This window comes from Phenylobacterium sp. (assembly GCF_035569475.1).
GTDB lineage: Bacteria > Pseudomonadota > Alphaproteobacteria > Caulobacterales > Caulobacteraceae > Phenylobacterium.
Genome location: NZ_DATMNA010000065.1, coordinates 24075 through 35867, shown reverse-complemented (window position 1 = coordinate 35867; position 11793 = coordinate 24075). Strand labels below are relative to the sequence as shown.

General features: G+C 70.1%; 12 protein-coding genes. 7 read left to right on the top strand and 5 right to left on the bottom strand.

All coding sequences use genetic code 11. The annotated features are described in order from the left end of the window. The 3 genes from VNW53_RS10060 to VNW53_RS10050 form a co-directional block, all read left to right on the top strand. The coding region (locus VNW53_RS10060) for an NUDIX domain-containing protein (protein ID WP_325555444.1) at positions 1–449 on the top strand (449 nt) is incomplete at its 5' end. 148 nt (positions 450–597) lie between these two features. Further along, positions 598–765 (top strand): 50S ribosomal protein L33, encoded by a 168-nt coding sequence (rpmG, locus tag VNW53_RS10055; RefSeq protein WP_215340033.1) that lies wholly within the window; start codon positions 598–600, stop codon positions 763–765. 214 nt (positions 766–979) lie between these two features. After that, complete coding sequence (locus VNW53_RS10050; RefSeq protein ID WP_325555442.1) at positions 980–1726, top strand: hypothetical protein; 747 nt, start codon at positions 980–982, stop codon at positions 1724–1726. Here the strand turns inward: VNW53_RS10050 and VNW53_RS10045 are convergent. Together VNW53_RS10045 and VNW53_RS10040 are read right to left on the bottom strand one after the other, a co-directional pair. After that, the gene (locus tag VNW53_RS10045) at positions 1723–3087 is read right to left on the bottom strand and encodes a PleD family two-component system response regulator (RefSeq protein WP_325555441.1); all 1365 of its coding nucleotides are present in this window, start codon (positions 3085–3087) and stop codon (positions 1723–1725) included. The genes VNW53_RS10050 and VNW53_RS10045 overlap by 4 nt on opposite strands. Positions 3088–3090: 3 nt before the next feature. Further along, entirely contained in the window at positions 3091–3456 is a 366-nt protein-coding gene (locus VNW53_RS10040) for a response regulator (protein WP_325555440.1), read from the bottom strand. A 106-nt stretch (positions 3457–3562) separates the two neighbouring features. Between VNW53_RS10040 and VNW53_RS10035 the strand changes: the two genes are divergently transcribed. Then, positions 3563–4219 (top strand): 5' nucleotidase, NT5C type, encoded by a 657-nt coding sequence (locus VNW53_RS10035; RefSeq protein ID WP_325555439.1) that lies wholly within the window; start codon positions 3563–3565, stop codon positions 4217–4219. Here VNW53_RS10035 and VNW53_RS10030 read toward each other — a convergent pair. After that, positions 4212–5375, bottom strand: coding sequence for a cystathionine gamma-synthase (locus VNW53_RS10030; RefSeq protein WP_325555438.1), 1164 nt, complete (start codon positions 5373–5375; stop codon positions 4212–4214). The genes VNW53_RS10035 and VNW53_RS10030 overlap by 8 nt on opposite strands. Before the next feature lie 29 nt (positions 5376–5404). After that, positions 5405–6817, bottom strand: a complete 1413-nt coding sequence (locus VNW53_RS10025; RefSeq protein WP_325555437.1) for a pyridoxal-phosphate dependent enzyme — start codon at positions 6815–6817, stop codon at positions 5405–5407. A 125-nt stretch (positions 6818–6942) separates the two neighbouring features. Between VNW53_RS10025 and VNW53_RS10020 the strand changes: the two genes are divergently transcribed. Beyond that, the gene (locus tag VNW53_RS10020) at positions 6943–7410 is read left to right on the top strand and encodes a hypothetical protein (protein ID WP_325555435.1); all 468 of its coding nucleotides are present in this window, start codon (positions 6943–6945) and stop codon (positions 7408–7410) included. Between the two features lie 4 nt (positions 7411–7414). Here VNW53_RS10020 and VNW53_RS10015 read toward each other — a convergent pair whose 3' ends face one another. After that, complete coding sequence (locus VNW53_RS10015) at positions 7415–9487, bottom strand: M13 family metallopeptidase (protein ID WP_325555434.1); 2073 nt, start codon at positions 9485–9487, stop codon at positions 7415–7417. 129 nt (positions 9488–9616) lie between these two features. On the opposite strand from VNW53_RS10015, the gene VNW53_RS10010 reads away from it, so the two are divergent. Beyond that, complete coding sequence (locus VNW53_RS10010) at positions 9617–10516, top strand: ROK family protein (RefSeq protein ID WP_325555433.1); 900 nt, start codon at positions 9617–9619, stop codon at positions 10514–10516. Then, the gene (locus VNW53_RS10005; protein WP_325555432.1) at positions 10513–11787 is read left to right on the top strand and encodes a DNA polymerase IV; all 1275 of its coding nucleotides are present in this window, start codon (positions 10513–10515) and stop codon (positions 11785–11787) included. Before VNW53_RS10010 ends, VNW53_RS10005 begins: the two co-directional genes overlap by 4 nt. Positions 11788–11793 lie beyond the last annotated feature (6 nt).

The following is an 11793-nucleotide window of genomic DNA, read 5'->3' as shown; positions in this document are numbered from 1 at the left end:
ACGCCTACCTGCCGGCCGGCCGCGGCCGCGCCCTGGCGGCGGCGGCCGTGCGCGAGACCTGGGAAGAGACCGGCCTGCTCCTGGCGCGCCCTGCCCCGGCGCGCGCCGCGGCGGGCCCCTGGCGCGACTTCGTGAGCCAGGGGGCGCTCGCCGACCTCGCGGCCGTGGACATCGTCGCCCGCGCCATCACCCCGCCCAGCGTCGGCAAGCGCTTCGACACCTGGTTCCTGCTGGCCGACGCCGAGCGGCTGATGAGCCTCGACCGGCAGCCCGACTGCGGCGAGCTGGAGGAGATCGCCTGGGTCGATTTCGACGAGGCCCAGACCCTGCCGCTGCCCACCGTCACGCGGATGATGCTGAAGGAGGCGGTGCTGCGGATGGACGATCCCGAGCGGCCCAAGCCCTTCATGCGCTTCCGGCAGGGCGCGATGCGGCCGGACCGGCTTTAGGAACGGCGGCTGACATGCCGCCGTGGCTATCGCCCGGCTCGCCATTGACTTTGCGCCGCGGATTCGTATTTTCCGCGGCTCTTCGAACATCCGCCGTCGGCCCCCTTACTCAAGAATGGCCGACCGGCCCCGCGCTTAAGGACCTCCCATGGCGAAGCCCGCCTCCATCAAGATCCGCCTGAACTCCTCGGCGGACACCGGCTTCTTCTACGTCACCAAGAAGAACGCCCGCACCAAGACCGACAAGCTGGTCATGAAGAAGTACGACCCCGTCGTGCGCAAGCACGTCGAGTTCAAGGAAGGCAAGATCAAGTAGCCTTCGCAAGCTTCTGATTACGCTTCATGAAACGCCCGGCTTCGGCCGGGCGTTTTGCGTTGGGCTTGACTAGCGCCGCCAGCGGCGCGACCCTGACCACCTCAACAACCCGCGCCTTGCGGGTGTTCGCGGGGTACCGCCCTGCGGCGAGTGTTTGGATGGCTGCGGCTGTCCGAAGGCTCTCCGCAGGGCGTTTCCTTTTCAGGAGCCTCCCATGAGGAACCCCCGCGACGTCTTCACCGCCGACCACGCCGAAACCTACGCCCGCGACGGCGTCGTGCGGCTGCCGGGCGCGATTCCTGTCAGAGACGTCGAGGCGATGGCCGCCGCGTTGAGGCGCAAGCTGGACGCCCGACCACAACGAACCGCGCGTGCGTCCAAACTCTCGTCGAGGACCGGCGCGTTCGACGCCATGGCGAGCCCGGCCGTGCGGGCTGTCCTGGACGTTGTGCTGGGTCAATGGGAGGAGCCCGCGCATTGGGGGTTGCCGCTGGTGAGCTTCCACACCGGCGAGAAGGCCTGGAATGTGCCGTGGCGGCATTGGCACATCGATCTGGGCGCAAGGCCCGGCAACCTTCGGCTGGCGCGGATCTTTGCATTCCTGGCGCCGTCGCGGCCAGGCGGCGGCGGGACGGGCTATGTGGCGGGCTCTCACCGGCTGTTCGAGGCGATGTTCGAGGAGACCGGCGGCGCCCTGCCCTCGGCGCAGGCGCGGCAGCGGCTGGAGGCGCGATCGCCGTGGTTCGCCGCCTTGAGCTCGCGCCATGACAAAGGCGAACGCATTCGGCGCTTCATGGATACCGGCAGCGAGGTCGATGGCGTCGAGGTGCGCGTCGGCGAGATGCTGGGCGAGCCGGGCGACGTGATCCTGATGCACCCCCTGCTGCTGCATGCGCCCACCCCGAACGTACTGGCGACGCCCAGGATGATGCTGACGCAGTTCGTCTATGGCCGCGACTAGGCCGCCTTGGCGACCACCTGGTTGCGGCCGTGGGCCTTGGCTTCGTACATGGCCTCGTCGGCGCGCTTGATCAGCCTGGCCTGGTCGTCGGTAGGCAGGCTGGCCGCCACGCCGATGGAGATGGTGACGGTAAGCAGTTCCTCGCCGTCCAGCACCCGGAACGGCGAGCCCGCCACGTGCAGGCGGATGCGTTCGGCGATGCGCTGGGCGTCGACAAGCTGGGTCTCCGGCATCACCACCACGAATTCCTCGCCGCCGAAACGCACCGGCAGGTCCATGGCGCGGACGTTTGAGGCCAGGCGCACGGCGAACTCGCGCAGCACCTCGTCGCCGACCCCATGGCCGAAGCTGTCGTTGATCTTCTTGAAGTGGTCGATGTCGATGACCAGCAGGGCCACCGGCTCACCGCCGCCCGCCACCGCGCGGCGCACCAGGGCGTCGAGCTGGCCCTCCATGTAACGGCGGTTGTGCAGGCCGGTGAGCTGGTCGGTGACCGCCAGCTCCAGCGACAGGTCGAGGTTCTCGCGCAGATAGTCGGTGTAGCGCTTGCGGCGGATCTGGGTCTTCACCCGCGCGGCCATCTCCTGCGGGTCGATGGGGCGCGGCAGGACGTCGTTGACGCCGATCTCCAGCGCCTTCACCAGCCGCGGGCGCTCGTCGAAGTCGACGATGGCCAGGATCGGCAGGTTGCGGGTCGCCTCGTCACTGCGGATCTGGGCGGCGAAGCGCAGGCCGTCGAAGCTCTTGGCCGCGGCGTTGACGATGATCAGGTCCACCGGGCCGCGGGCGGCCAGCATGGCGGTCTCGGGGCCCGTCTCGATCACCGGGCGGTGCTCGATGGCGAGCTCGGCGCAGACCCGTTCGGCCTGGCGGGCGTGGTCGTCGACGATCAGGATGCGGCCGCCGGTCCCGCCCAGGCGCGAGGCGACGCCGGCGATGACGCCCATGCGCCGGCCCGAGGCCTCGCGCTGGCGCAGCTCGTCGATCACCGACTTCAGACGGGTCAGGCTGCGCACCCGGGCGAACAGCATGACGTCGTCGATCGGCTTGGTCAGGAATTCGTCGGCCCCGGCCTCCAGCCCCGCCACGCGGTCGGCGCGGCCGTCGAGCGCGGTCAGCAGGACCACCGGGATGTGGCGGGTCTCGATGTCGTCCTTCAGCCGGCGGCAGACTGCGAAGCCGTCCATGCCGGGCATCATCACGTCGAGCAGCACGATGTCGGGCTTCTCGGCGGCGGCGAGCGCCAGGGCGGTCGGGCCGTCCGGCGCGGTCAGCACCTCGTAGTACTCGGCCTCGAGCTTCGCCTGCAGCAGGCGGACATTGGCCTCGATGTCGTCAACGACCAGGATACGCGCGGACATGGCTCAGCCCATCAGGCGGCGGATGGTTTCGAGGAAATGGACCACCGAGATGGGCTTGGAGATATAGGCCTCGCAGCCCCCCTCGCGGATCCGCTCCTCGTCGCCTTTCATGGCGAAGGCGGTGACGGCGACCACCGGGATCGCGGCCAGGTCCGCGTCTTCCTTCAGCCACTTGGTGACCTCCAGGCCCGAGATCTCGGGAAGCTGGATGTCCATCAGGATCAGGTCCGGGCGGTGCTCACGGGCCAGCGCCAACGCCTGGAGGCCCTCGCGGGTCTGCAGCGTCTCGTAGCCCTGGGCGTCGAGCAGATCATGAAACAGCTTCATGTTCAGCTCGTTATCCTCGACGATGAGGACCTTTTTGGCCATTTAGGACCCGGCTTTGTTCTCGTGGCTGCCGCGAAACGCGGAATTCCCCACCCTCATTCGTTCATCCCATGGATATCCTTAAACTTCGTTAGCCCAAGGAGATCCGGTGGCCGAGGCCCCCGTCCAACGGAGCGTTCCGACGCTGGAAAGCCTGGGCCTGGCCCGGGACCGGCCCCTGGTGATCGTCGATGTGGACGAGGTGCTGGGCCTGTTCATGAAGGGCTTCGGCGCCTTCGTGGCCGAGCGGGGCTATGAGCTGCGGTTCGAGCGATTCGCCCTCTTCCAAAACATCTTCCGGCCCGGCGCGACCGAGCATCTGGACCTGGCCGAGGGCCACAGGCTGTTCGAGGATTTCTTCCGCACCGGCTGCGGCGAGATCGAACCGGCGCCGGGCGCGGTGAAAGCGCTGCGCAGGCTGAGGGCCCGGGCGGAGTTGCTGATCCTGTCCAACGCCCCCGCCGACGCCGAACGGCTGCGGGGCGAATGGCTGAAGCGCCACGGCCTGCCGCAGGCCCTGATCCTGTCGAGCGGGCCGAAGGGGCCGATCACCGCGGGCCTGGTCGCCCAGACCGCCGGGCGCACGGCCTTCGTCGACGACCTGCTGCCCAACCTGGATTCGGTGGCCGAGCATTCGCCGGCGACGGCGACTTTCCAGCATGTGGCCGACCTGCGCCTGCGCCCGCTGGCGCCGCGCTCGGCGCGTCATCCGCGGATCGACGACTGGGCCGAACTCGGCGCGGCGATCGAGGCGGCGATTAGCTGAGCGCCCGCTCCAGGTCGGCGATCAGGTCGTCGACGTTCTCGACGCCGACGGAGAGGCGCACCAGGGAGTCGGAGATGCCGAGTTCCGCCCGCGCGCCGGGCGGGATCGAGGCGTGGGTCATGATCGCCGGGTGCTCGATCAGGCTTTCGACGCCGCCCAGGCTCTCGGCCAGGGTGAAGAGTTCGGTGCGCTCCAGCATCCGCTTGGCGGCCGAGAGGTCGCCCTTCAGCACCAGGCTGATCATGCCGCCGAAGCCGTGCATCTGGCGTTTGGCCAACTCGTGCTGCGGGTGGCTGGCCAGGCCCGGATAGATCACCTGGGCGACCGCCGGGTGGCCCTCCAGCCGCTCGGCGATGGCCGCGGCGTTGGCGCAGTGGCGCTCCATGCGGAGCGCCAGGGTCTTGACCCCGCGCAGGGCCAGGAAGCTGTCGAACGGGCTGGCGATCGAGCCGACCGCGTTCTGCAGGAAGGTCATCCGGTCGGCGACCTCGCCCTCGGAGCCCGTCACCACGATCCCGCCGACCACGTCGGAGTGGCCGTTCAGGTACTTGGTGGTGGAATGCATGACGAGGTCGAAGCCGTGCTCCAGCGGGCGCTGGCAGTAGGGGCTGGCGAAGGTGTTGTCGGCCGCGATCAGCAGGCCCCGGGCTTTGGCCAGCGCCGCCAGCGCATCGAGGTCGGCCAGGCGCAGCATGGGGTTGGTGGGCGTCTCCACCCAGATCAGCCGGGTCCTCGGCCCGACGGCGGCTTCCACGGCGGCTATGTCGGCCAGGTCCACGAAGCTGAAGGTCAGGCCGGCGGACTTGCGCCGCACCTTGTCGAACAGCCGGAAACTGCCGCCGTAGAGGTCGGACGAGGCGATCACGTGGTCGCCGGCGTCCAGCATGTCGAGGATGGTGGCGATCGCCGCCAGGCCCGAGGAGAAGGCGTAGCCCTTCACCCCGCTCTCCAGGTCTGCGACGCAGCGCTCGAAGGCGAAGCGGGTCGGGTTCTGGCTGCGCGAGTATTCGAAGCCCTTGTGCACGCCTGGGCTTTCCTGGGCGTAGGTCGAGCTGGCGTAGATCGGGACCATCACCGCCCCGGTGGTCGGGTCCGGATGCTGGCCGGCGTGGATGGCGCGCGTGTCGAACGCCAGCCGATTTGAACCGTCGGTCATGGGGTCTCCGGTCTCTCTCGTGGCCGACGTCAGGTGCGGCGCAGGTGGTTGATCAGGTCGACGCGGGTGATCAGGCCCAGGAATTCGCGCCCGTCGAGCACGATGGCCACCTCGTCCCGCTCGAAGATGGGGATCAGCGCGTCCAGCGGCTCGTTGGCCTGCAGGGTGTTGAGCTTGGCGACCATGGCGGTGGCCACCCGGTCGCTGAACCGGTCCTGCCCGCCCTCGACCGCGGCCAGCAGGTCGCTCTCGTCCAGGAGGCCGATCAGCCGCCCGTCGTCCAGCACGGGGAGCTGGCTGACGTCGGCGGTGCGCATGCGCTTGTAGGCGGTGTCCAGGGTGTCGTCCGGCCCCACGGTCTCCGCGCCGCCCTCGATGGCGCTGCGGGCCACCAGGTCGCGCAGGGCGCCGGTGATCGGCCGGTCGGTCAGGCCCTGGTCGGCCAGCCAGTGGTCGTTGAAGACCTTGGACAGGTACTTGTTGCCGCTGTCGCAGACGAAGGTCGCCACCCGCTTGGGCGTGGTCTGGGCCTGGCAATAGCGGAGCGCCGCGGCCAGCAGCGTGCCGCTGGACGAGCCGCCGAGCACACCGGCCTTGGACAGCAGGTCGCGGGCGGCCTGGACGCTTTCGCGGTCGGTGACGGCGAAGGCGTTGCCCTTCTTGATCAGCGACAGGTCGCAGTTGTCGGGCACGAAGTCCTCGCCGATGCCCTCGACGATCCAGGAGCCGGCCTCGACCTTTTCGCCGCGGTTGACCAGGGGCTCCAGCACCGAGCCCGCAGGGTCGGCCAGCACCATCTCGGTCTTGGGGCTGACCCGCCTGAAGTAGTCGCCGAGGCCGGTGAGCGTGCCGCCGGAGCCGACGCCGACCACGACGGCGTCCACATCGCCGTCGAGTTGCTCGAACAGCTCCGGGCCGGTGGTGGTCTCGTGCGCCTTGGGGTTCGCCGGGTTGGAGAACTGGTTCATGTAGACCGCGCCCGGCATCGCCGCGGCCAGGCGGTGGGCGATGTCCTGGTAGTAGTCGGGATGGCCCTTGCCGACGTCCGAGCGGGTGATGCGCACGTCGACGCCCAGGCCGCGCAGGTGCTGGATCTTCTCGCGCGCCATCTTGTCGGGCACCACCAGCACCAGGCGGTAGCCCTTCAGGATGCCCACCTGGGCGAGGCCCAGGCCGGTGTTGCCGGCGGTGGCCTCGATGATCACGCCGCCGGGCTTCAGCCGCCCGTCGGCCTCCGCCGCCTCGATCATGGTCCGCGCGATGCGGTCCTTGATAGAGCCGCCGGGGTTGGCGCTCTCCAGCTTGGTGAACAGGCGGCAGGGGCCGCAGTCGAACATGCCGGTCAGCTCCAGCACCGGGGTGCGGCCGATCAGGTCCAGCGCCGAGGTCACCGGGGCGGGCGCGTGCGTATCGGGAACAGAGGTCTTGGCGGCGGGAATCATGGATCAGCCGACTCCGTGCGAAGGGCCCATCACTACCCCACCTGAGATCAACGCAACATCCTTGCTCTGAGATGCGCGGGGCCTGCGCCTATTCTTCACACGTCATTGGGTGCTAGGGCACGGCCATGTCCATCAACATCCAGATCTGGGTCGAAATCTCTCACCAGGCGTCGTTTCGCGCCGGCGGCTGGGCCTATGTGCTCAGCGAAGGCAGTTCGCGGCTGGGCGCCGCCGGCGGGGACCGCAGCGTCACAGCCGAACGGATCGCGCTCTCGGCCCTGCTCGCGGCCGTGACCGCGGCGCCGGCCGGGGCCGACGTCGAGGTGCGCAGCGCCAGCCCCGCCGTGCTGGCGGCCGCCCGGCGGCTGAACCCCGGCGCAGAGCCGCCCGACCAGGACCTGGAGCTCTGGGCCCCGCTCGCCGCGGCGCTGGCGGCCCGCAAGGTAGGCTTCGCCCCGGCCGTCAATGCGCCCCGCTCGCCCAGCGCCTTCGCCCTCGCCTGGGCCGAACTCGCCCGCGACAAGGGCAAGACCGCGCCGTTCAAGGCGGTCATCCCCAAGGCCAACCTGGCCAAGGCCGGGGCGCCGGCTTAGGCCCTCACCAGATGCGCACGCGCTCTGCGGGCGCGAGGTAGAGCTTGTCGCCCGGCTTGACGCCGTAGGCGGCGTACCAGGCGTCCATGTTGCGCACGGTGTCGGCGCGGTATTCGTCCGGGGCATGGCCGTCGGTGACGATCGCCTGGCGCAGGGCGGCCTCGCGCCGCGTCTCGCGCCAGCTCTGGGCGAAGGCGAGGAAGAACTGCTGGTCGCCGGCGAAGCCCTGCTGCGGCGCGCCCTCCTTGCCGCCGTTGGCCAGGCGATAGGCGTCGTAGGCGGCGTTCAGGCCGGCGATGTCGGCGATGTTCTCCGACAGGATCTGCTCGCCGTTCAGCGCCACGTCCGGGAACGGACGGTACTTCGAGTACTGCTCGGCCAGCGCCTTGCCCGAGGCCTGGAAGTGGGCGAGGTCCGAGGGCGTCCACCAGTTCTTCAGGGCCCCGTCGGCGTTGAACATCGCGCCCTGGTCGTCGAAGCTGTGGCTGATCTCGTGGCCGATGGTGGCGCCGGTGGCGCCCAGGTTCATGGCGATCGGGTTGCGCGGGTCGAAATAGGGCGCCTGGAGGATCGCAGCGGGGAAGTTCAGCGCGTTGCGGACCGGCAGGTTCACGGCGTTGACGAGCTGGGGCGTCATCGCCCATTCGCCGCGGTCGACGGGCTTGCCGAACTTGGCGAGGTTGCGGCGGTACTCGAAGAGCTCGGCCCGCGCGGCGTTGCCAAGCGCGTCGCCGGGGGTGACCTTCAGCGACGAATAGTCGACCCAGTGGTCGGGATAGCCCACGCCCACCTTGAGCGTCGCGAGCTTGCGCTCAGCCTCCTGCTTTGTGGCCGGGGCCATCCAGTCGAGCTTTTCGATCCGCACGCGGAAGGCCGCGATCAGGTCGGCCACCATGGCCTGGACCTTCGCCTTGGAGTCGGGTGGGAAATACTCGGCGGCGTAGAGTTTGCCGACCGCCATGCCGAGCGCGTTGTTGGTCGAGTTCACCGCCCGCTTCCAGCGCGCCTGCTGCTGCGGCGTGCCCGAGAGGGTGGTGCCGTAGAAGGCGAACCGCTCGTCGGCGAAGGCCTTGGGCAGGACGCCGGAGTAGTGGTTGATCTGGAGATAGGTCAGATAGGCCTTCCAGACGCCCAGGGGCTGGCTGGCGACGAGCGCGCTCTCGCCCGCGGTCGCTTTCGGGTGCCAGACGATGAACCGCGGGCGCTGGGTGAGGCCCGCGGCGGTGAAGAAGGCCGTCCAGTCGAGGCCCGGCGCCTTCTTCGCGAAGTCGGCTCGCGCCCAGGCGTTGTTGGCCTTCAGCACGTCCTCGGACTCCGCCCGCGGCGCATGGGCCTGGGCGATCTTGGTCTCCAGCTCGAAGATCGCCTGCGCCTCGGCCTGCGCGTTCTTGCGGCCGGCGAGCTCGAGGACCTTGGCGATGTGGCCCTTGTAGGCGGCGCGGATCTTCTCCATCCGCGGGCTGGCGGAGAGGTAGTAGTCGCGGTCGGGCATGCCGAGGCCGCCCTGCAGCAGGTAGGGCGCGTAGCGCTTGGGATCGTTCAGGTCCTGCTCAACCCAGAGGCCGAACAGGTGGTCGGTGTAGAAGTTGGTGGAATTGAGTGCATCGACGTCGGCGCGCAGCTCGCGCCCGAACTCGGCGGCGAGGCCCTTCTTGTCCTTGATGGCGCCGATCCGGGCCAGGGTCGGCTGCAGGGGTTTCAGGCCCAGGGCTTCGATCCTGGCCTCGTCCAGGTAGCTTGAATAGTAGTCGCCGATCTTGCGGGCCTCGGTCCCCGGCGCGGCCTTGGCGGCGGTCTGGATCAGGGCCTGCACGCGCCGGTTGGTGAGTTCGGTCAGCTCCGCGCCGACGCCCCAGCTCGAGCGGTCGGGCGGGATCTCGGTCGTGGCGAGCCAATGGCCGTTGGCATAGCGGAAGAAGTCGTCGCCGGGCTTCACCGACGGGTCCATGCCCGCCAGGTCGAGGCCGGCGGCATGGCTGTTGGCGAGGTCCTGGGCGGCGGGGGTCTGCGCCGTGGCGGCCGAAGCGGCGACGGCGAGCGCGGCGCTGAGCGCCAGCAGGTTTTTCCGGGTTTTCATGGCGCGCAACCTAGCCCGTGTGGCGCCGGTGTCCACGGATCGATGTTCTCGGACCATCCCCCAGCGATAGCGGGCGGAACGGCTGTGCGACGGCGAGCGTCCGGGGAACAGATCGGCTATCAAGGCGGCATGATCCGGATCGGCGTGGACTTCGGGGGGACCAAGATCGAGGCGGCGGCGCTGGACGCCGAGGGGCGCTTCCAGGCGCGCGTACGGGCGCCCTCGCCGGGGAGCTATGAAGCCAGCCTGGAGACCGTGCGCGACCTGATCGCCGAGGCGGAGCGGCAGGCGGGCGTTGCGGGCGCCAGCATCGGCGCAGGCATCCCCGGCTCGCCGTCGCCGGCCACCGGCCTGATCCGCAACGCCAACACCACCCACCTGAACGACAAGCCCCTGCAGGCCGACCTGGAGCGGGTGCTGGGCCGCCCGGTTCGCCTGGCCAACGACGCCAACTGCTTCGCCCTGTCGGAGGCCACGGACGGCGCGGGGGCCGACAGCCAGGTGGTCTTCGGGGTCATCGTCGGAACCGGCTGCGGCGCGGGCGTGACGGTCGGGCGCCAGGTGCTGGCCGGGCGCAACGGCATCGCCGGCGAGTGGGGCCACACGCCCCTGCCCTGGCCGCGGCCGGACGAGCTGCCCGGCCCGGGCTGCTTCTGCGGGCGGTTGAACTGCCTGGAGAACTGGATCAGCGGCCCCGGCTTCGCCCGCGCGCACGGGACCGGCCAGAGCGCCCATCAGATCGTCGAGGCCGCAGCGGGCGGTGAGGCGGCCGCTGTGGCCTCGCTGGACGACTATGTCGACCGCCTGGCGCGCGGCCTGGCGGTGATCGCCGACATCCTGGACCCGGACGTGATCGTGCTCGGCGGCGGCATGTCCAACGTCGAAGCGCTCTACCCGCGCCTGCCCAGCGCGATCGGCGGCTATACGTTCAGCGACATGTTCGCGACGCCGGTCCGGAAGGCGGCCCACGGCGACTCCTCCGGCGTGCGCGGCGCGGCCTGGCTCTGGCCGCTGGACCCAGGGCCATGAAGGCCTTCTGCCGCGACTGCTTCTGGCAGGGCGAGCAGGCCGTGCGGCGGTGCCCGGACTGCGCCTCGCCGAGGATCGTGGCGCACGCGGCGCTGGGCGAACTCGCCATCGCCCACATGGACTGCGACGCCTTCTACGCCAGCGTCGAGAAGCGCGACCGGCCGGAGTTGCGCGACCGGCCGGTCATCGTCGGCGGCGGGAAGCGCGGCGTGGTCACCACCTGCTGCTACATCGCCCGCATCAAGGGCGTGCGCTCGGCCATGCCGATGTTCAAGGCGCTGAAGCTCTGCCCCGAGGCCGTGGTCCTGAAGCCCGATTTCACCAAGTACCGCGCCGAGAGCAAGCGCATCCTGGGCATGGCCGGCGAACTCACCCCGCTGATCCAGAACCTGTCGCTGGACGAGGCCTGGATGGACCTGTCGGGCACCGAGCGGCTGCACAAGGCCGCGCCCGCCGTCACGCTGGCGAAACTGCAGGCGCGGATCGAGGCCGAGACGGGCCTGACCGTCTCCATCGGCCTGTCGGCCAACAAATTCCTGGCCAAGATCGCCTCGGAACTCGACAAGCCGCGTGGTTTCTCGGTGATCGGCGGGGCGGAGGCGGAGGCCTTCCTGGCGCCCAGGCCGGTCCGTATCCTGCCGGGCGTCGGCCCAGCCATGGCCGCCGGCCTGGAGAAGGCGGGCTTCCGCACGGTCGGCGACCTCGCCCAGGCCGACCTCAAGCTGCTGGTCGAGCGGTTCGGCAGCCACGGGCTTGGCCTGTCGCGCCTGGCGCACGGCCAGGACAGCCGCGCGGTCAATCCGCACGAGGAGCGCAAGGGAATCAGCGCCGAGACCACCTTCAACGAGGACCTCTCAGCCCTGGGCGACCTGGAGGACGTGCTGGCGGAGCTGTCGGAGAAGGTCGCCCGCCACGCCCGCGCCGACGGCCTGGCCGGCCGGGTCGTCACCCTGAAGCTGCGCACCACCGATTTCCGCATCCACACACGCCGCCGCACCATCCCGGTGCCGACCCAGACGGCGAAGACCCTGTTCGCGGTGGGCCGCGAACTGCTGGCCCGGGAGGCCACCGGCCGGCCCTACCGCCTGATCGGCATCGGCCTGGCCGAGCTGATCGAGGCCGAGGCGGTGGAGGACGACTTCTTCGCCGGCGACGAGCGGCGCGCCCTGGCCGGAGAGAAGACTCTCGACGCCATCCGCGCCCGCTTCGGCGCGGGCGCGGTCACGTCCGGGCGCATTTTTCGGGCAAAGTCCGTCCCAAAGCGAGATTGAGGCTCG